Annotated in this window: 17 protein-coding genes and 1 pseudogene; 12 read left to right on the top strand and 6 right to left on the bottom strand. The window is 44.0% G+C overall.

The genetic code is table 11. The features are described 5' to 3' along the window. Window positions 1-68 precede the first annotated feature (68 nt). Window positions 69-980, bottom strand: coding sequence for a DMT family transporter (locus E6W40_RS09490; RefSeq protein WP_136605259.1), 912 nt, complete (start codon window positions 978-980; stop codon window positions 69-71). 122 nt (window positions 981-1,102) lie between these two features. Between E6W40_RS09490 and E6W40_RS09495 the strand changes: the two genes are divergently transcribed. Beyond that, complete coding sequence (locus E6W40_RS09495; RefSeq protein ID WP_136605260.1) at window positions 1,103-2,518, top strand: aminotransferase-like domain-containing protein; 1,416 nt, start codon at window positions 1,103-1,105, stop codon at window positions 2,516-2,518. A 116-nt stretch (window positions 2,519-2,634) separates the two neighbouring features. Here E6W40_RS09495 and E6W40_RS09500 read toward each other — a convergent pair whose 3' ends face one another. Further along, window positions 2,635-3,447, bottom strand: coding sequence for a CAP domain-containing protein (locus tag E6W40_RS09500; RefSeq protein ID WP_136605261.1), 813 nt, complete (start codon window positions 3,445-3,447; stop codon window positions 2,635-2,637). Window positions 3,448-3,621: 174 nt separating this feature from the next. On the opposite strand from E6W40_RS09500, the gene E6W40_RS09505 reads away from it, so the two are divergent. After that, on the top strand, window positions 3,622-3,996 hold the full coding sequence (locus tag E6W40_RS09505) for a glyoxalase superfamily protein (protein WP_136605262.1): 375 nt from the start codon (window positions 3,622-3,624) through the stop codon (window positions 3,994-3,996). Here E6W40_RS09505 and E6W40_RS09510 read toward each other — a convergent pair. Further along, on the bottom strand, window positions 3,980-5,218 hold the full coding sequence (locus E6W40_RS09510; protein WP_136605263.1) for an MFS transporter: 1,239 nt from the start codon (window positions 5,216-5,218) through the stop codon (window positions 3,980-3,982). The genes E6W40_RS09505 and E6W40_RS09510 overlap by 17 nt on opposite strands. A gap of 115 nt (window positions 5,219-5,333) precedes the next feature. On the opposite strand from E6W40_RS09510, the gene E6W40_RS09515 reads away from it, so the two are divergent. The 6 genes and pseudogenes from E6W40_RS09515 (at window position 5,334) to E6W40_RS09540 (ending at window position 13,370) form a co-directional block, all read left to right on the top strand. Continuing rightward, window positions 5,334-6,131, top strand: coding sequence for an AraC family transcriptional regulator (locus tag E6W40_RS09515; RefSeq protein ID WP_136605264.1), 798 nt, complete (start codon window positions 5,334-5,336; stop codon window positions 6,129-6,131). Between the two features lie 329 nt (window positions 6,132-6,460). Then, a complete protein-coding gene (locus tag E6W40_RS09520; RefSeq protein WP_168928872.1) occupies window positions 6,461-7,843 on the top strand; it encodes an ABC transporter substrate-binding protein in 1,383 nt (460 codons plus the stop codon). Further along, the gene (locus E6W40_RS09525; RefSeq protein ID WP_136605266.1) at window positions 7,836-8,717 is read left to right on the top strand and encodes a carbohydrate ABC transporter permease; all 882 of its coding nucleotides are present in this window, start codon (window positions 7,836-7,838) and stop codon (window positions 8,715-8,717) included. Before E6W40_RS09520 ends, E6W40_RS09525 begins: the two co-directional genes overlap by 8 nt. A gap of 15 nt (window positions 8,718-8,732) precedes the next feature. After that, window positions 8,733-9,611 (top strand): annotated as a pseudogene (locus E6W40_RS09530) (carbohydrate ABC transporter permease). A gap of 17 nt (window positions 9,612-9,628) precedes the next feature. Continuing rightward, entirely contained in the window at window positions 9,629-10,762 is a 1,134-nt protein-coding gene (locus E6W40_RS09535) for an efflux RND transporter periplasmic adaptor subunit (protein ID WP_136605267.1), read from the top strand. Window positions 10,763-10,811: 49 nt separating this feature from the next. Continuing rightward, window positions 10,812-13,370, top strand: a complete 2,559-nt coding sequence (locus tag E6W40_RS09540; protein ID WP_136605268.1) for a hypothetical protein — start codon at window positions 10,812-10,814, stop codon at window positions 13,368-13,370. A gap of 160 nt (window positions 13,371-13,530) precedes the next feature. On the opposite strand, the gene E6W40_RS09545 is transcribed toward E6W40_RS09540, so the two are convergent. Together E6W40_RS09545 and E6W40_RS09550 are read right to left on the bottom strand one after the other, a co-directional pair. Continuing rightward, complete coding sequence (locus E6W40_RS09545; protein ID WP_136605269.1) at window positions 13,531-14,088, bottom strand: peroxiredoxin family protein; 558 nt, start codon at window positions 14,086-14,088, stop codon at window positions 13,531-13,533. Between the two features lie 82 nt (window positions 14,089-14,170). Next, window positions 14,171-14,842 (bottom strand): Crp/Fnr family transcriptional regulator, encoded by a 672-nt coding sequence (locus E6W40_RS09550; protein ID WP_136605270.1) that lies wholly within the window; start codon window positions 14,840-14,842, stop codon window positions 14,171-14,173. A gap of 261 nt (window positions 14,843-15,103) precedes the next feature. Here E6W40_RS09550 and E6W40_RS09555 point away from each other — a divergent pair, with 261 nt between their 5' ends. The 4 genes from E6W40_RS09555 (at window position 15,104) to E6W40_RS09570 (ending at window position 19,748) form a co-directional block, all read left to right on the top strand. Next, window positions 15,104-18,253, top strand: coding sequence for a glycosyl hydrolase (locus tag E6W40_RS09555; RefSeq protein WP_136605271.1), 3,150 nt, complete (start codon window positions 15,104-15,106; stop codon window positions 18,251-18,253). Window positions 18,254-18,478: 225 nt separating this feature from the next. Continuing rightward, window positions 18,479-18,808: a low molecular weight protein tyrosine phosphatase family protein gene (locus E6W40_RS09560; protein WP_211147042.1), complete on the top strand. Its 330-nt coding sequence runs from the start codon at window positions 18,479-18,481 to the stop codon at window positions 18,806-18,808. 54 nt (window positions 18,809-18,862) lie between these two features. Then, window positions 18,863-19,246 (top strand): hypothetical protein, encoded by a 384-nt coding sequence (locus E6W40_RS09565; protein ID WP_246072934.1) that lies wholly within the window; start codon window positions 18,863-18,865, stop codon window positions 19,244-19,246. 31 nt (window positions 19,247-19,277) lie between these two features. After that, a complete protein-coding gene (locus E6W40_RS09570) occupies window positions 19,278-19,748 on the top strand; it encodes an SRPBCC family protein (protein WP_246072935.1) in 471 nt (156 codons plus the stop codon). A 111-nt stretch (window positions 19,749-19,859) separates the two neighbouring features. Here E6W40_RS09570 and E6W40_RS09575 read toward each other — a convergent pair whose 3' ends face one another. Then, window positions 19,860-20,825, bottom strand: a complete 966-nt coding sequence (locus E6W40_RS09575) for an iron-hydroxamate ABC transporter substrate-binding protein (protein WP_136605273.1) — start codon at window positions 20,823-20,825, stop codon at window positions 19,860-19,862. Window positions 20,826-21,027: the final 202 nt, after the last annotated feature.

A 21,027-nucleotide genomic window follows, 5' to 3' on the forward strand; every position in this document is an offset into this window, starting at 1 on the left:
AAATCAGTAATTGTTGTTGTATATAGAATCCCGGGAAAAATTAGAAATTACACAAAAAAGCCTGAGAATCAGGCTTTTTTGTGTACATGCATCAGCTGGGTGATCTTGTCCAGGTTCGTAACTATCGTACCGCCAATAATGGTGATCATTCCAATAATCGAAATCCATGTTACCGTTTCGTGATAGATTATGCTCCCGGTTGCCATTGCAATAATCGGGGATACATACAGCCAAGTTGATGGAAAGACTGGATTGGTTTTGGCGACAAGCCAATAAAAGATACTATGCCCAGCCATAGAACCTACAATGATCAAGTATAGTAATGATCCTATTGCATTTGGATCCAGTATCTGTTGTATGTGCACTTGTTCCGTGAATAAGGATAATAACAGCAGCATTAGTCCGCCATAAATCATTTGTGCTGCATTCAATGCAATAGGCGACACATTCGGTAATCGCTGAATGACCCGCTGCGAGTACAAAGCTCCCGAAGCATAGCAGATTTCTCCAATTAAAATAGCGATGCCTCCCATTAACCACCAATGATCGGCAGTGGCAGAGATTGAAAGATCCGAAAGCATCAGCAGGATAACACCAGCAAATCCAATCATGCAGCCCAACGCTGAACGAACTGTCGTCTTTTCACCAAGTACGCTCATCTGAATCAACATGATCATAAGTGGTCCAGTGGCAGACAATACGGCAGCAATGCCAGATGAAATATGCTGCTCTGCCCAGTAGAGCATCGAAAATGTACCGAATGTCAAACCTAATCCTGTCAGCAGCATTTCTTTTCGCAGCAGGAGAGCAAAGCTAGCCTTTTTCCTCCACACCATCCATAACAATATAACTAGGCCAGCCACAAGAAATCGTAAGCCTGATGAGAAAAATGGAGGGGACGAGGCGTTAATCCCCACTTTTATGGCCAGAAAAGTGGTCCCGAAGATGAGGCACATCAGTAAATAATTGAATAAAATCATGAATTTCTCCCCCTTCTGTAGTGTTTACATCTTACGAGATGTAGAACAGAACAGATTGTACCTAGTAGAACAGATGGGAAGTATATAGTGTACAATATGGATTACAAAGAAGGAGGCAGCTTATGAAGAATTCGGCAGCGGACAAGCAACTGCTATACCTACAGGTGTATGAACATATACTCTCCCGAATTCAACGAGGAGAGTGGCAGACACATGATAAACTGCCTTCTATTCGCATGCTTGCATCGGAATTAAAGATTCACCGGTTGACCGTGTTTCGCGCATATCAGTTGCTAAAAGTGAATGGAAAAGCTTATGTGAAAGAAAAATCCGGTTACTACGTAAATTCTCCAACCACAGAAAGCGAGAGAGAATTATTAATTTCTCATCCTCGTACGGAGAATCGTTATAAAAACGACATATCCGAGATACAGCGGATTCCGGCTATCTATCAGTTCTCTCAAGCCTTAATCGATCCGAATTTATTGCCAAATCTCTTTCTGTCTGATTATGTGAAAAAAGTGTTTGATATATATCCCAAAATCATGGGTACATATTCCACTGTACAAGGGGATGTCGAACTGCGCGAAGTACTTATCGGTTATATGACGCAGCGTCTAAAAGTGCAGTTATCAGCAGATGAACTGCTCATTACCTCCGGTGCTCAACAGGCCATTGACCTGCTGGCTCGATTATTCATCAGACCATTAGATACAATATTGGTTGAACGTCCAACTTATAGCGCAGCACTCGATATTTTCCGTGCGCAGGGAGCGAGGTTTCTTTCTGTAGATATCACTCCAGAAGGATATGACCTGAATCAAGTAGAACGGATCATGAAGGATCACCATCCGCGCTTTTTCTATATGAATCCAACTTTCCATAACCCTACGGGCTACACGGTTCCTGCTTCTCAGCGCAAGCAGCTTGTAGAGCTGGCGGAGCGGTATCAATGCCTGTTAATTGAAGATGATGCTTTTCATGATATGTACTTTGATGAAATGCCTACCCAATCCCTGTTCACCTATGATACGGATGGTTGGGTTGTCTACCTGAGCAGCTTCAGCAAATATGTAGCACCTGGCTTGAGAATCTGTACGATTGTCGGACGCAACCTCGTCATAGAACCGCTCATTACCTTAAAGTCGCTCGTTGATAATGGCTCTCCTCTAGTCAATCAGAAGTTGTTCCTGCATTATTTTGGGTCCGAAAGGATGCAGCAGCATCTCCACAAGCTTAGGACAGCGTTGCAGATCCGCAGGGATATCATGGAGCAGGAACTGTTAGATACCGGTTGGAAGTGGACAACTCCGAATGGTGGTCTTAATTTGTGGGTTGAACTGCCTCAGTCCATATCTGTGGATACCTTGTGGGAAATGTGCATTCAGGAGCAAATCTCTTTTGTTCCTGGAAGGGTGTTTGATCCATCAGGCGACATGAATTCCAGCATACGTTTATGCTATTCCTTTGTAAATGAAGAGCTGATAAGGGAGGGAATCAGGAGATTAGTGAAAATAGCAGCGCATTTAAGCGGATAAATCAGCTTCGGAATGAGAGGAACTCAGCTTATTCACCTGAGTCACTTTGATTGAAAAAGACGACACTACATAGGGTAAACCCGTGCAGTGCCGTCTTTTATACATTGAAATATAAGTTATCCCGTAAACTCTTGAACCCATTCATTGTTATAAAAAGCAATTCCGATATGGCTGTAACCGTTGTTAAGTATATTGGCTTTGTGACCGGGACTATTCATCCAATCATTCATAACCTGCGTAGGCGTGGTTTGTCCTTTTGCAATGTTTTCTCCAGCCGTCTTGTAGGTGATGCCATACTCCTTCATCATGTCGAAAGGAGATCCATGTGTTGGTGAATTATGATCAAAATAATTGTTGTCATACATGTCCTGTGCCTTAGCCATTGCCATCTTAGACAATTCGCCATCCATACTCAGAGAACTTAGGCCAGCTTTAGATCTTTCTTTATTCACCAAATCCAGCACCTGCTGCGCGAACTGGGATGAATCCTTATTGCTTTCCGTACCTTGTGTATTACCTTGCGTATTACCTTGTGTATTTCCTTGCTGCGCCTGTCCTGTGGAACCTGTCCCTGTCGGTGTTTTCCCCACCGTTCCGGTCGGTACCTGATTCACAGGATTGCCTGTTGGTGTTTGGTTTGCTGATTTGTTACCAGTCGGTGCTTGAATCAAATCGAGAAGCTCCGATGGAATCCCGTTACCTTTTGTTGTAATCCTCGAAGTTGCGGTTGATGATGCTTGCGTAATGACTGCATTTGGAGAAACCCTATGAGCATGGGTTGTAAGTCGAGTTTGATTTGTAATTCGGTTTTGATTTGGAATCATTTGTTTTTGCGTTGCTTGCTTTTGGCTAACTTGCTTTTCTGACATATGATTAGCCGAACAGCCAGTTGCCAAAATACATACTGCTAAGACGATATACTTGACCATGACCAACCTCCTCGGTAAGACAAATTAGTGAAGCCACCGGATTAAGATTTCCATCCTGGCCTTTGTTTATTCTTCATTTCGTTTTGTTCTTTCGGACTCCATTCATGATAAAATACAACGTGTACAGCTGAAAGAACAATGCAATTACGAAATGAAAGCAGGAGGCGGATTCATGTGAATCTTCAAGGAATCATCCCGATATTACGGATATTTGATGAGAGAAAAGCTAAAGAGTTTTATATGGACTACCTTGGCTTTAAATTGGATTGGGAACACCGATTCGAGCAGGATTTTCCTCTATATATCCAAATCTCAATGAGTAACATTAAACTGCATCTTAGCGAGCATCATGGGGATTGCAGTCCAGGCTCTGCGATCAGAATCGAAGTTCATGGAATTGAAGAATTACACAAAGTACTGATTGGTAAGCAGTATAACTACTCCAGACCGGGATTGGAGAACACTCCATGGCAAAGTAAAGAAATATGTGTTATTGATCCCTTTGCTAATAAAATCATCTTCTATGAGGATCTTATTCAGGAGTTATAATCCTGTTTTCTGATGTCCCCATAATAACGGAATCCCTGGGAAGCAGCAGCGCAAATAAACCAAGAAGCGGCAGGAAAGCACAGACCTGAGTCATCAGGTTGACTCCATGTGTATCCATTAGCCGGCCCATGACGACAGACCCCAGACCACCCATGCCAAAGGATAATCCAAAGAATAACCCCGCAACCGTTCCAACATGTCCCGGAAGCAATTCTTGCGCATAGACAATAATGACGGAGAAACCTGACATTAATATGGCTCCGATCACTGCGCATAAAATAATTGAACCTGCCGGACCCGCATAGGGAAGCAGGAGAGAGAACGGAGAAGTACCCAAAATCGAGAACCAGATCATTTTCTGGCGTCCAAACCGGTCAGCCAGTGGCCCTCCCAAAAATGTTCCAGCCATACCGGCAAACTGAAGGGCAAAGATACATATTTGCGCATTTTTTAATGGCAAATGATATTTATCCATGTAGTAAAAGGAATAATAGCCGGTCATACTTGCGAGGTATACAAATTTTGAGAATAACATGAGAATCAAAATCCCGAGAACATAGACGATAAACCGGTTGCTGAATTGATTCGGTCTCTTGATGATATTGGAGCTGTGAGCTGCTCCTGTTGGCCGGGTATGACGGCTATACCAGCGGCTTATCCCCCATTGGAGTGCTATACCTAGACCTGCGAGCAGGATAAACCACAGAAAGCCAAGCTGTCCTTGCGGGATAATAATAAACGCCGCCATGAGCGGGGCGAACGCCTGCCCGGTATTACCGCCAACCTGGAATACGGACTGGGCAAGTCCCTTACGCTGGCTCATTGCCAAATGAGCCACCCGTGAGGATTCCGGGTGAAGGACCGATGAACCGATCCCGATCAGGGCTGCCGAGATAAGCAGGGACCAGAACGAGGGCGATAATGCCAGTCCCACCATGCCAAGCAAGGTGAAAAACATGCCAAGCGGCAGCAGCAGAGGCAGTGGGCGGCGGTCAGTATAGTATCCGATGGCTGGCTGGAGAATGGACGCCGTGATATTTAAGGTGAAAGCTACCCATCCGATCTCTGTATAACTGAGCTGCATCTTTTGCTGGAAAAACGGGAAAACAGCGGGCACTACCGACTGCATGGCGTCATTCAGCAGATGAGCTGCGCTTACGCCCAGCAGTACGGCAAGTGTGGCATTTTTTGTTGTATCTGCAATTATGCCTTGTTGTGACATCTCTCCACATCCTCTTTTTTTTAACCATATTAGCGGATAACCTTAGGATGTGTCGTTGTGATTATTGCTTTTGGCCCAAGCAATTTATGCTATAATTGGGCAGGGAGAGATCAAAATGAGAATAGAGATGATACTGCCACAGCTGGAAATACATAAGATTTCAAATTCTTTTGAAAACGTAACACATGCCCATGAAGATCAATATCAAATGACAATCCCTATCCAGGGTACCTGTCATTTTACCCTTGAAAATAAACCATTGTCACTGCCCCCTGGTGACGGACTTATTTTGCATCCGCAGGACAGACATTCTTTTCATATCGGTTCCGGGGATAGTGTCATGATCATACGAATTAAGGACCAAAGCTTGTTTCCCGAAACAGCAACGAAATCGCGAGAGCTTGGATTGAGGCAGCCCTTTGATTTAGCGAAGGTGAATGATCATTTTCAAAAATGGACTGTGGAAATGCTCGGAATGGGTCAGATAGACCCCATGGCTGTTGAGGAGATGGAATACCGGATTATTTTGGAATTACAGGAATGGATATGGGGAGCTTCTAACAGATTACAGCTCTTGCCGGTTAACGCGGTTTCCGATCCGCATTATTCCCGCGTTCTCGATTACATTCATGCTCATTTCACCGAGCAAATGAACGTCGGTACACTGGCAACCATGGCGATGCAAAGCCGCTTTCATTTTATCCGTTCCTTCAAATCATTGACGGGGCTAACCCCTTATCAATATGTGCTGCAGCTTCGTGTTGAAGAGGCTATGAAGCAGCTGGAACGTTCCGTGATGACGGTAACCGAGATCAGCTTCCTTATGGGGTTCTCCAGCACGAGTCAATTTTTTCGTGTGTTTTCGAAAAGCGTCGGCATGACACCTGAACAGTTCCGCAAAGAAAAACGATAAACAAGGTTTTGATCCTAAACAGAGCTTAACAGGCTCTGTTTTTCTTTATGAAGAAATTTCGGCCATCTTGTCAGCTGCTCCGGTTTTACTAGAGTTGTCTCAAAGATTTCTGATTTAAGTCCACAATGACCAAAAGGTCCGAACATTAACGAAAGGCCGAACGAAAAACTTGTTCAGTCTTTCGTTTTTTTATTTGGAGACAATTTGTTTACAAGTAGGTGAAGTTTTGGCGACATCGCCTCTTTATATTGGGAAGAGTAGATTGTCTATGCACAAGGATTCAATAATCGATCTATTTTTCTATGGGTGAAACTAGGAGGAAGTGTGATATGAAAAGATTCGGAATAGGAATTCTGGCGAGCTGCTTTCTGGCTCTCTCTCTGACAGCTTGTGGGGGCGGCAGTACTAGCGCGGGAACGGTCGGCAATGATGCTGTCAAGGGCATAAACACGGACGATAAGGTATCAGAAAAAAATGATAACAGCTCGTCTGCAGGCGGCAAAAAGACGATTGTCTTCTCGACATTTTTCCCGGATGCGAGGTTTCAAGAGGCAAAGAAGAAATATGAGAAGCTGCATCCTAATATTGAAATTAAACTTGAGGAGGTCAAAACCGACGACTCCCATCTGGAGGCAGCAATCAATAAGTACGTAACTACCATGAATACGGCAATGCTGGCTGGCAAAGGTCCCGATTTACTTCAAATGGATTTACTGCCTACTGACAACTACGCCAAGCATAAGCTGCTGACCGATTTGAGCCCGATGATGGATCAGGATTCGGCATTTAAGAAGGAAGATTACTTCGGCAATATTCTGGATAATGTCCGAACCGGCAATGCACTTTATAGTATGCCGCTCTCTTTCTTCCTGAAAGGCTTTGCCGGAGACGAGAACGTGATCGCGAAAACTGGCGTTTCCGTTGATGACAAATCATGGTCCTGGATTGATTTCATGAAAACCTCAAAGCAATTGGTTGCTTCAAAGGCGCTTCCCTACGCATTAGCATACGGCGACCCTGAATACTTATTGGCTGATATTGTAATCGATAATTATTCCTTATTTGTGGATGCAGCCAGCCATAAAGCCAATTTTGAATCGGCTTCTTTTACAGATCTGATGAATCAAGTGAAGTCGATGTACGACGATAACATTGTCAGATCGGATGGCCGCGGCAATGCTTATTTTAGCGATATCCAAATTACTTCTCCATGGGACTATCTTGTTACTCTCAGAGAAAATGGCGAGCATATGAAGCTGTTCATCAAGCCTCATGCTCAGGATACGACAGATGGCGGTTATTTCAGGACATACCGGGATATTAGCCTGACCTCAAATTCCAAGGTGAAATCTGAGGCATGGGATTTCCTGAAGTTCATGATGTCGGAGGAGATTCAAACCCCTCCCACAACCGCAGGATTTCCAATCAATAAGAAAGTATTTGCCAAACAGGTCCAACAGTTGAAAAAAGAAGGAACGATCCAAGCGTATCAGGAAGGCCCATTACATGGACTGACTTTTAAAGTCGACCAAGCCAAATTGGATCAATTGGAGAGCTTTGTCAACGGAGCGATTCATCATGCCAATTTCAAGTCAGACAAGGTGCGGGAGACCATCATCAATGAGTCAAAAGCTTTCTTTACCGGACAAAAATCTGCGGACGATGTCGCCAGGATTGTCCAAAATAAAGTGAACACATATCTGAATGAATAGCAGCCGTTTCGGAGGACTGCTGCGCAGAGACGGGTTTAAAGCGATATGGTTCCTGACGCCGAGTCTGGTTGGTTTTGCGTTGTTTTATATCATTCCATTCTTGATGGGCATCTATGAATCGTTCACAGACGGTTCGTTAGGTGGAACATTCGTTGGATTCGATAACTACAAGGAGGTCCTCAACAGCAGCTCATTCCGTAAGGCTTCAGCCAATACGCTGCTGTTTACCAGCATAGGTGTTCCGCTGCTTATTTTGTTATCACTGCTTCTGGCATTGCTTTTGAACAAGTCCATGTACTTGCGTAATTGGCTCCGCAGCTCTTTTATCTTGCCGCTCGTCGTGCCTGTTGCATCCATCGTTATGTTCTGGCAAATTCTTTTCGATTGGAATGGGACCTTGAATGCATGGCTGCATCATTTCCATTATGGACGGGTCGATTGGATGCAATCGAATGGGTCGATGAGCATCATTGTACTCATGTATATTTGGAAAAATATTGGCTACAACATGATTTTATTTCTAGCAGGTCTTCAATCCATTCCAAAAGATTACTATGAAACGGCACAAATCGAGGGAGCAAGCAGACCTCGTCAATTGATTCACATCACGCTGGTGTACTTGACTCCTACGATGTTTTTCGTCGTTCTAATCTCGATAATCAATTCTTTTAAAGTGTTTCGGGAGACGTATTTGCTTGCAGGGGATTATCCTTATGACCGCATCTATATGATGCAGCACTACATGAATAACATGTTCTTCACGCTCGATATTCAGAAGTTGACTTCTGCTGCCACGCTTATGGTTGTCTGCATCATCATTCTTGTAATGGGTCTATTAAGCATCGAGCGTCGATTTCGGGATAATTTTGAGTGAACAGGGAGGGACACCATGAAAACAAAGCAGTGGATTCCAAGGCTAATGTTGACGCTGCTGTTGGGTGCAGCAGCCATCATGATGCTAGTGCCGATTCTGCTAACCATCACGAACTCCCTAATGACGGAGCAAGAGATAGGACAAAATTATGGCCTGATCGGACAAATGATTGATGTGGCTAAAGGTGGCGAAAACACATTTATCAATCTGAAGTTGATCCCCGATTGGATTTCTTTTGGACAATATGCTGAAGTGTTGATTTTATCTACAAAGTTCCTGCAGATGTTCTGGAATTCAGTAGCGATGGTCGTTCCGATCGTTGCCGGACAAACCGTTGTTGCCTCGCTGGCAGCATATGCTTTTGCCAAGCTTCACTTTATCGGGAGAGACAAGCTGTTCATGCTTTATTTGATGACAATGCTTATGCCGTTTCAAGTGACGCTAGTTCCGAACTATCTGGTAATAGACAAGCTTGGGCTCATGAATCATGCCACAGCAATAATACTGCCCGGCATCTTTGGGGCATTTGGCGTCTTTATGATGCGACAATTTATGGCGCATATTCCTGGAGCGTATTCCGAAGCTGCCATGATGGATGGAGGGGGACAATGGGTGATCTTCTGACGCATCATTCTGCCGCTTGTCAAACCCGGTCTGGCAGCTTTGATGGTTTTACTTTTTGTCGACTATTGGAACATGATTGAGCAGCCTCTCATTTTTCTGCAAGATTCCTATAAACAGCCCTTGTCTCTTTATCTTGCACAGATTAACAAAGATGCGCTGGGAATCGGATTCGCGGCTTCTGCACTGTATATGGCTCCAATGGTTCTTCTATTTCTTTATGCAGAGTCTTATTTTATTGAAGGTATTCAGTTATCGGGGATTAAAGGTTAGCTTAGGAGTGATTATCATTGCAAGAGGAGATATCAAAGTCAAGAAAACGTAAGGTTGGTCTAATTGCAGGCTTGTTTATCGGGCTTCTGCTCATGCTGACGTTTGCAGGCAACACCTTTCAGGCCCTCACGCTGCCTAAGGTAATTACCTCACAAATAACAAAGGGATCGCTTGTTCATTCTTATGAGGGCAGCTCGACGGTAAATCCGCAGGAGGAGAGAGAACTTACGAATCCCGCAGGCTGGAAAGTATCGAAGGTGCTCGTTAAGAACGGAGAGGCCGTGAACAAAGGTCAGTCTCTAATAAAATATGAGGGAATTGAAATCAAGCAGCAGCTTGCCGATGAACAATCCGCTCTCAAGAAAAGTAATTTATCATTGGAGCAGCTTAAATATAGTGTGATGCTAGCTATGCAAGGAGAAGATGATGCCGCCAAAATAAGCGCCTCAGCGGCTTTGGAAACAGCAAAGGTTGATATGACGACACAGCAGCAGCATATTCAAAATCTTAAAAATACTCTTGCTGCCAATCAGCAAATTGTGGCCCCATTCAACGGGATTGTCACGGAGATTAGTGCGATTGAGGGGTTCAGCTCCAGCGGAGTTCCGGATATTAAGATTTCCAACGCTGAAAAGGGATATAAGCTCGAGCTTCTTATACCTTCCGAGATGGCTTCGATGCTCAGCGTAGGCGAAGTTCTGGATAACATGAAGCTTGATCGGGAAGATCATCCATCTTTAACGGGGAAGATCGAAAAGCTGGACGAAGCATTGAATTCTACGAATAACAGCTCCAATACTTCTGATGCTAACGCACCTGTTAGCGCGATGTATCATCTAGTGATCGCTCTCGAGGACCATGATCTTCATGGGGGAGAGCGAGTGGAGGTCCAGCTCATGAAATCAAAAGGTGAAGATCAGATGCTGGTTCCGAATAAAGCCGTTCACAAGGACAATCAAGGTGTTTATGTTTATACCATCAGTGAATCAGCAAGCCCATTAGGGAACGCATATTATGCCGTACGTACACCGATAAAGATCTCTGATGCGAATGATGTATCTACAGCTGTGAGCGAAGGTCTATTTGATCAGCAGGAAATTATTGTGGAGAACAGCGGTCTTATTATGGATGGGACACGCGTCCACAAATAGCTCTGAGATGGAGACTACACAATTCAAGAATAAAACCGGAGGAGAACGAATGAGAAAGCATGGAACCATATATATTGCTGTACTGTTAAATATTTTTGTCTTTAGCCAAATATCGCCTTATCCGATCCAGGCTGCTTCTGTCCAATCTGGTACAAATACAACAGGAGTTTCAAACAGCAGTCTCGGTACGATTTCATTAAATTCCAAGATTAAAGCTACCCTTGAAGAAGTCCATATTTGGCCGCAGGCAACAGGCAATATCGTGACGTACACCTTGAACTACACGAATACAGGCAGCAGCAGCGTAAGTCTGATGAATTTCTTTTCGAAGGTGGTATCTCCGGGGGGATCAATTATTATGGGTCATCCCATCACTAATGATGTATCGAAAAAAAATGTGTTATCCAAGGAAAGCATACGGGTAACATATTATGTCAATATGAAACAATTAAATTCTCTTAAAGGTATGAAGTTCCCCGTGTATGTCTGGGACATCAATGCCAAAGATTATTTGAAACATGCAGGTACCTTTACACTACCCGCTAATTATTCAAACGTGACGCTCATTGGAAAAAGCATAAATACCACCATGAATAATAACCCGGTTACAGCAGGCAGCCAATCGCTGGAGATCTATAAATATAACGGAAAAGTTTATGCGAAGGTCGGATTCAACCTGACCAATCGGGGCAGTAAGGTATTTGAGGATCCGGGATACAAGGCATATCTGGTATCGGCCGGAGGAAGCATATTCAAACTGTCCATAAGCGGATCGCAGACGGATTATAAAATTCAGCCTAACGAAAAAAAGACCATATATTATGTGACAGAGATCCCTTCTTATCTAAAAACCGATAATATGAAGCTCCAATTCACGCAAAAGGATGATGCATTGCAGCAGGAATACGCTGGATCTTCGTACAAGCTTCCTGCGGCTGCTATGGCTAATTTAGTCGTTGGCAAGAATGCTGTTAAAAAAATCATGATCCATAACAATATCATCGAAACGGAGCTTAAAAATGCCAGTGTAGCCAGTGAGGATGGCAAGGGGGAGTGGTCATTCCAACTGCGTATGAAGAATACCGGTAATAAGGCGGTAACACTGTCTGCATACGATCTTGCCGTGAATGCTAAGAATGGAAAAAGGTTTCCGCTGGACTCCAAAGGATTAAGCGGCTTAGTGATAAAGCCTATGGAGGAGAAAATTATTCCACTCCATGTGCAGATTCCGCTGGAAATTGAACAGAACACTCTTCAACTCGAATTGATTGAATCTGTCTCCAAGGAGCTTGCAGGAGATACAGCAGCAGCGGGTACTGTGGAAGCGACAGGAACAAAGGAACCGGGTGCCGAGCTGAAGCTTCCCATTGCGTATTTCACCATCCCATATGTCCTGCATACGGATGCACAGAAGGGACAAGTATACAGTGCGACGAATTCATACGGAACTTTCTCCTACAGTCTTCAATCGCTGCAGCGCCTCCCCTGGAAAGATGAGGATATCTTAGCAGCCAAACTGAATATTACCAACATGCAATCGACCAATCTCTCTCTGCCCGACTTAAAGGGGATGTTAAAGATAGATAATGATGAACTATCTGCTTCGACCGAAATAATGATGGACAAGGGCATTGCTGTATTAGGACCCGGACAGAGTACAAGCATCAACGTAATCGCCCATATTCCTTACACCCAAGAATTTCACACCTTAAAGGTAAATCTATATTCATCTGAAAAAGATGAGAAAATGCCATTTCTTACATTAAGTACGCCGAATACAATGAACGCGATCGAATCTATTAAGCAAGGCGGCAGCTATGTAGTTTCAGGTCTAGGTAGAAATGCCAAAGTTAAGGAAAATAAAACGATAGTCTATGAGGGAATGAATTCAAATATTGTCTATACGGAAATGCTTCTTGGCAGTGAAGAGAAGCGCCAAAGCAAGATGGCCCGTCTTCAGGCATATTACAGAACAGCCGATGGACAGCTGTATGAAGCTGAGTCCAATCAACCGGACAATCCGGCAACACCGGACGTTAAGCAATTTATTACCTTCTCAGCAAAACTTCCCAAATCAGCAGTAACCTCAGACCTCTCGCTATACATTGGACCGGGAATTACCGGCACTAAATTTACCGAACCAGGAGAGGCTCCGACAGGATATATTGATATTTCAGCATTACAGCTCAATCCAGCTGTGAGCCGCCCCCAAACGAGTTTGACACTGGTTTCCTTGTATCCTTATCAACTGTCCGTTCTAAATTCGAAAGGCTGGACAATGGAAGGCAGTGACAGCTTGAATATCACTGTGAATTACAACCTGCAGCGGGAAAATAGTTATGACATGGGGAATTTCAATCATAAGCTGGTGCTCAAAATGACAGATGCAACCGGTCAGTCACAGGAAAAAAACCTGAACATAGGCACCGATCTGACGGTAGGGAATTACAATACGTTCATGGCTACCTTCAACAGCAATCAGTATAAGACTTTAACTGGAGGAGTCTACCGGTTAACCTTGTATGATGAGCTTATGGGTGAACGTATTGAACTTGCCAGTCAAACCTATAATTTGTCCATCGAAAAAGCCCAGGAAACCGAAAAATAACGGAAAAAGCACCTTCGGGTGCTTTTTTATTGAAGCTGCGGAGTGCTCACATCCCATTTCTTTCACACTCAGATCAAATTGAAAAGCCTGTCATCTCATAATGAGAAGACAGGCTTTTACTACGTGGTACCACTTCTTAAGGGAATGGAGCGCATACACCTTATTTCCCGGCGGCGAAGCGTTCAATTGTTTCAAAAGGCAGATGATCCGTGATTAAGCTTCCGTAATAGGCGACAGTCACGATACCTTCTTCATCTATCAGAAATTCAGCCGGGATCCGGTTGAAATTGGAGCCTTCCTCCGGCGTAAGCTTGAACCCGGCAGCCTCGACTTGATCACTAATTTTCTGATGGATACCCGGCTGCGATAATGTTGCCTTCGTTTTGGCTTCCGATGTCTCGACACCATATAGCTTGTAGATTTCAGCTGCAGGATCGGCAATGAGGGAAAAGGGAGCATTTTGTTGGCCCACATACCTGTGGAGATTAGCTTCGGGGGATTCGAATAATGCGATGACTTCCATTCCCTGATGCTGCCATTCCGGATACCGCTGGATAAATTGATGCACTCGCAGATTGCACAGCGCACAGGCTGAGTTACGGAAAAAGGCAAGCAATATTTTGCGTCCGCGATATTTTTCTAGTGTAATGCACTCGTTGTTCTGATCTGTCATTTGGAATAAGGGAGCTGTGTCCCCGTGCAGAAGCTGATGATTCATATGGTTTTCCCTCCTAAATTTCGGGTCTGGCGTTAACACCTACAACCCTAATTTAGCAGGTGAAAAGCGATCCCTCCGTGACTTAGTCACCAAGTGCTTCCAGCTTGGTTCTCTGGACTATTTTCACCCATCCCCGTCCTGTCTGAACCCATCCGTTTTGCTTAAACCGGAGCAGTGTTCGGGAAACGACCTCACGCGCAGAACCAATCTCTTCAGCCAATTCCTGATGTGTCGTGTGAAGAAGCGGCTGATCCTCTGTGGTTACGCGAAGCAGGGCTTTGACTAGTCTCATTTCAAGAGGCATGAATTGTTTCTCCTGCAGCATATCGACCATTCGGAGCATGCCTTCGAGGAGACCTCCAAAAATAGTTCTGCGAATGGGTTCATATTCCTGTACCCAACGCAAAAAGCTGCTTTTGAGCACAAATAGCACATCCACATCACATTCGGCGATCAGAGAGCCCGGATAATCGCGTCCACTTAACCCGCTGAGTACCATCAGTGAACAGACCTCTCCTGCGGAGAGCATATTTAATACCGATTCATTTCCCTTTTCATTGATAACCGTAATCCGGGCTGTCCCGCTAAGCAGAAACATGCCGTATATTGCCGCATCTTCGCGGTGAAATATTCTGGTTTTGGCGGGGAAACGCCGTACGAAAGGCTGGGCGTCTGCCCATTCTCCCGGCTGCAGAGCGCTGAAGCAAGGGAATATGTCCAGCAGATGGGTGTCTTCAATCCCCGAAATTGTCATTTTTATTTTGTCCTTTCTGTACACGCTTGTAAGAATAAAGAGTTACTATGAATATTTTAGAACACTATAGATCCACTTGGAAGAGCAGTAATCGATGATTTGACGTATATAGGATTTAATTAATGTATACTTAGAATAAAATAAATAATATTATTTACATCCAATGATAATATAGTATACATTAATATAAAATCGAATAGTCTGTTACTTGGTGAATGTAATCATTATATGAATGATACGTAGGAGAGGAGCGATAAATCCGTGACAAATAAGCTGTACGAATTATTTGTTGAACCGACTCCGGCCTTTCGAGGGAAACCGTTCTGGTCATGGAATGGCAGGCTTGACCCAGAGGAGCTGCTGCGCCAAATACAACATTTCAAGGAAATGGGCTTCGGAGGTTTCTTTATGCATTCAAGAACAGGGCTCGCTACCGAGTACCTGGGTGATGAATGGTTCGAGCTCATCAACCTTTGCGCGGAGGAGGCTGAGCGGCTTGGCCTTGAAGCCTGGCTTTATGATGAGGACAGATGGCCAAGCGGCTCGGCAGGCGGCATGGTCACGCAAGAGCCAAAGTATCGCTTGAAATTCATAAGACTTGAAGTCATTCCAGTTGAGCAGTTTGTATGGAAAGATCATATGTTTGCGGCTTTTCAGTGTGATGTCGAGGGCATGATTTTCACGAACTGTACGCAGTTGGAAAGGGATCAGGGCAGCGGTCAGCATACGGGTCGGACCATGCTTGCTTTCTCTGTGGTAGAGCAGGAGAAGGAAACATTTTATAACGGTTATACATATTTGGATACCTTGAATCGTGAAGCGGTCGATCGGTTTCTTGAAGTAACGCATGAACAATATAAGGCGAAGAGCGGAAAACATTTCGGCAAATCTATTAAAGGTATTTTCACCGATGAACCGCATCGGGGAGCGTTAATGGACGGGTTCGGAATTCAAAATGAAAACGGGCATTGGCACGCACCATGGACGTATTCGCTTTTTGAACAATTTCAGTCCGTATATGGTTACGATCTCATTTCACGTCTTCCTGAATTATTTTTAATGCCTGAAGGAAAAGAGTTTTCTCAAGTGAAATGGCATTACGTGGATCTGATTCAGGAAATGTTTCAAGACAGCTTTGCTAAACCAATGAAGCAATGGTGTGAGAGCAACGGTTTGATTTTGACGGGCCATACTTTGCATGAAGACAGCTTAACCGCCCAAACAGCAATGGTTGGGTCACTGATGCGTTTTTATGAGCATATGGGTTATCCCGGTGTCGATGTACTAACAGAAGGTAACGTGAATTATTGGATCGTCAAACAATTGTCTTCGGCAGCCAGGCAGTTGGGCAAGACATGGATGTTATCTGAGCTATATGGGTGCACAGGCTGGCAAATGCCGTTCGAAGGACATAAGGCCGTCGGCGATTGGCAGGCGCTGTTCGGCATTAACTTACGATGCCATCATTTATCCTGGTACACGATGGAGGGGGAATCCAAACGCGATTATCCCGCGAGCATATCCCATCAATCGGCCTGGTGGCATGAATATAGTTATGTGGAAACCTATTTTTCAAGACTGGGTGTGATTATGTCGAGTGGGTTACCGGTATGTGATCTGTTGGTTATCAATCCGGTCGAAAGCTTATGGGGACAGATCTACCCGGGATGGTCCAGAGGATTATCGGCCGTATCTCGCAAGGTTCAGGAGCTTGAACAAAGATATCAAGACAATTTTCATTATCTGGCGGGTGGGCAAATCGATTTTGACTATGGCGACGAGGAAATGCTGGGACGTCTATATAGCATCGGTAAGGACAAAGACGGCAGTGCTGTGCTGTATGTCGGCCAAGCGGCTTATCGGGCCGTGCTTGTGACGGGAATGATGACCATGCGCAGATCCACACTGCAAATACTCAAGCAATTTAGGGATGCGGGTGGAACTGTAATTTTTGCAGGCGATGCACCGGGTCATATGGATGCACTTGCTTCTGACGAAGTGATCCATTTTGCTAAAAGCGTGAAGCATATTCCCTTTGATTGCGATGAATTGCTTACCACTTGCAGAGAGGCGGTCCGGACTTGGGTTACTATTCGGGACGCGGCGACAGGAGCATCCATTCCTGATATATTCGCACAGGTACGCAAGGATAAAGAGCAAACGTACATTGTACTGATGAATATGAACCGCGAGGAGTGGCATAGGAACGTCGTTATAAGCGTCTCACAGCCAGGTTTTATCGAGGAGTGGAATTGCCAAACCGGTAAAAGAGGACATATTACTACCAACCTGCATGACGGCGCCAATGAATGGATTACGGATTTCGCACCGGTTGGAGAGCATGTATATGTCATCGACGATACGTATGATCAGTCTCTGCCAACAATAATCCGATACGTAAATGTTGACTCGTTAGATATCGCAGAGCGATTTAAATATCGGTTAAACGAACCGAATGTCTTCGTGCTGGATAGGGTTACTTATCGGTTGGATAAAGAAGAGAAGACAGTTGGACCCATGGAAATTCTGAAAGCGGATCGGCAAATTAGAACCACATTACAGCTCCCCTTTCGACATGGTGAAATGATTCAGCCTTGGTTTGTAGAAAAGTCCGGTCAGGCCAAAACAAATTTGAAGTATCCGCTTGTGCTGAATTATCATTTCCATGTTCATGAAATTCCTGACTCACCCATATATCTTGCCCTTGAAAGCCCGGAGTGCTTCCAAATCAGCTTGAACGGAGAACCAATCGAAGCCAAGGACACTGGCGAATGGTGGGTTGACCGCTGCTTCATCAAAATCCCGCTTCCGGCGGGAAACTTTCACGAAGGAGAAAATGTACTTGAGCTCCAGGTGATGTTCCATCAAGGCATTCATTTGGAAGCCATTTATTTGTTAGGAGAGTTCGGCGTCAATATCGAAGGTAATACTTGCACGATGATCAGACAGCCGGATACCCTCAAGCTAGGCTCTATTACGGAGCAGGGCTTCCCTTTTTACGGGGGGATGATCACCTATATTCCAATCATGGACGATGAGGAGGAGTATGAGCAGTTTAGCCGGAGAATTGAAAATAATCATAATGGCAGGACAATCATTTCATTCCCTGCATTTGAAGCAGGCTGTATAAAAGTTCGTCATGGTGCAGATGATCGCATCATTGCATGGCAGCCTTATGAAACTGAGATCAATAGGAAGAATGGTTCATCGTCACAGCTGGAATTTGATCTGATCCTAACAAGAAGAAACACGTTTGGTCCATTGCATCAGCTTCCGCTGCTTACATCAAGCTATGGCCCTGGAAATTGGACGACGGAGGGAGACAGCTTCACCGAGAGGTATGCACTACTGCCAACAGGGTTATTATCCCCACCAAAATTGATCAATCAGCAGGCTATAGACTCACTGTAACATGTAGTTTCTACACGACGTTTGACTCAATAATTGCCTTCCGTGGGAAGTATGATGTCCGTGAAATGGCCTTAGGCAAGCAAATAGCTTATCTCAAAAAGACGTGTTCAGCGTCTTTTTTTTCTGTTCGTAAGAATATAGAGATTAATACCATTACCAATAAATTGATGTGATGGTATATTTATATGGAGTGCCCGATTCAATAAAAGAGAAAGTGTGATCAAAATCAAGTTATTGTTTATTTGCAGCAGGAATAAATGGAGAAGCCTTACAGCTGAAAAGGTTTTTGAACAATATCACATGTATGATGTTAAATCCGCCGGGACCGAAGACAATGCAAGAATCAAAGTGAATTCAGGTCATGTGGGATGGGCAGACTTCATATTTGTCATGGAGAAAAAGCATGAACGCAGACTGAAAGACAAGTTTGGACACGAATTGAATGCTAAACAGATCATACGACTAGATATTCCCGATGAATATACTTTTATGGATGAGGAACTGATTGAATTGCTGAAAATAAGAGTTTCCGAGTTCATTGAAGTCCCGGAGTGAATAATTTGAATTAATATGAAGTTACTTTATTTTATATGGAGAGGAAGTATAATCATGAAATCTCCTGGGGGCTCCATGTTTCCTTACTATTACAAAGGCGGTGAAATTCACTGCCTCAAGTATGGAAGCAAATATGATAACAAAGAAAATCTGTTTAAACTGATGGAGCAAGAACAAGAATTCATATTCAGTATCAATAGAAAGTTAAAGATCTGGGTTGATTTTTATAAAACAACGATCACTGAGAGAGTTCTGCAAGAATTTATAAATCATCTGCAACGTATAAATGACCGAATAGATAAAATATCTATTGTTGGTTTAACGGGCTTTAATGTGTGGAGAATAAAGAGGAAAATAAAAAAATCAGGCATTAATCTCATCATTTCGTTTTATAAAGATCCTGAGGACGCCAAAACCTGGCTTATCCATGATAAATAAATACAACACAATGGGAAAGGAATGAATATGAATGGAATCAACATTTCGTGAACCAGATCTTTCTTCGAGACCGCTTTTTGTACAAGTACAGCGTGAAATGAAAGCATCACCTCAAGTATTATTCAAGGCCTGGACAAAAGAATTCGACTGTTGGTTTGCGGCACCAGGAGCGGTAATAATGGAGGGGCGCGTCAACACCGTTTTCTTTTTTGAGACGGTTTTCCAGCCAAACCCACATAGCGAAGAACAGCGTCATCCCCATTATGGAAGATTTTTACGAATTGAGCCCAATCATCTGGTTGAACTGACCTGGGTAACAGGCGAAGGGGGAACCAAAGGAGCGGAAACGGTAGTTACGGTGATTCTTGAGCCACACGGTAACGGAACATTCTTAAAGCTCACTCATGCGGGATTTCCCGATGAGGAGTCGAAGAGCGGACATGAGCAAGCATGGCCTTTTGTACTTGAACAACTTGATCAGCAGATGACGGCGAGCAATTAATGTACCATCATGCCCCAATTATTGTTTCCTCACCCTACAAAAACCCCCTTCACATCGGAAGACCAGATGAAGGGGGTTTTTCACTGTTAGGTTGGTGTCACAGAAACTTGATTATTTGCCAAGAAAACTCTTAATAAAGAAATCCAATTGATAATCCAAGCTCAGCGGATCGTTAAAGTAGAACGACTTCGCATCGACTTCGAAGACATGATTGTTCTTGACTGCAGGTATGTTTTTATACGATTCGGTCTTTTGGAATGAGGTGTCCTCATCTGCATTCTTACTGAAAATGACGTAGTCACCAAAGTAATCTTTCAGAACTTCCGTGGACAAGGCAAGGTAGCCGTCCTTAGCGGTTGCTTCTTTGACATTCTTTGGCATGTCGAGTTTGAATTCATTATAAAGGATCTCGGTTCCGCGTCCATAGTTATAACCATAGACGTAGAGCTGCTTATTGAACGTTTCTACGACGGAGACGGTCGCGTCAGCACCGATTTTCGCCTTGATTTCTTCACCGGCTTTTTGGGCACGCGCTTTGAAATCATCTACCCAGGCTTGCGCTTCTTTTTCTTTATTCAACAGTTTGCCGATTTCCAGCTGCTGCGTTAAGTAGTCGACTTTTCCGTATGTATAAGTGACGGTCGGAGCAATTTGTTTGAACTTATCGATATTTTTAATGTCTGAGAGTCCGATAATCAGATCCGGGTTCAGCTCGATGATCTTCTCGAGACTTTCGTCTGAAACTGCCTCAACGTTCTTCAACTGCTCTGCGAACCTCGGGTTAGTCAAGGACATTTCATCCGCTCCAACCAAGGGAACCCCAAGCGCCATGACGTTACCTGTTAAGAATCTCGTAAGCACAACGACACGCTGCGGATGCGTTGGAACCTCAACGGGTCCATTCTCGGACTGGTATGTAAATGTGGCGGGCTCAGTAGAAGATGATGAATCTGTCGAGCCATTCGAGGAAGTTTCCTGAGACGTCTTGCTTTCGCTATTGGCGTCATTCTTAGTACCACCGCAAGCACTCAAAACAAAAATAAGTATAAAGACTAACAAGATGAATGGTTTTTTCATAAGATGTTTCTTCTCCCCTAGCTATAGCTATGTATTTTATGATAATGATAATCATTTTCACTAATATAATATCTATGCGGCATAACTGTCAATAGCTATATAATGATTTTGTCAATGAGTTGAGCTGCTTATTTTTTGCGCAATCATGCCAGTAAAGCTTTGTTATAGCCATAGGCTATAGCTGGATATAGTTTATTCCAGT

The organism is Paenibacillus dokdonensis, from assembly GCF_004916975.1.
Classification (GTDB): domain Bacteria; phylum Bacillota; class Bacilli; order Paenibacillales; family Paenibacillaceae; genus Paenibacillus_AQ; species Paenibacillus_AQ dokdonensis.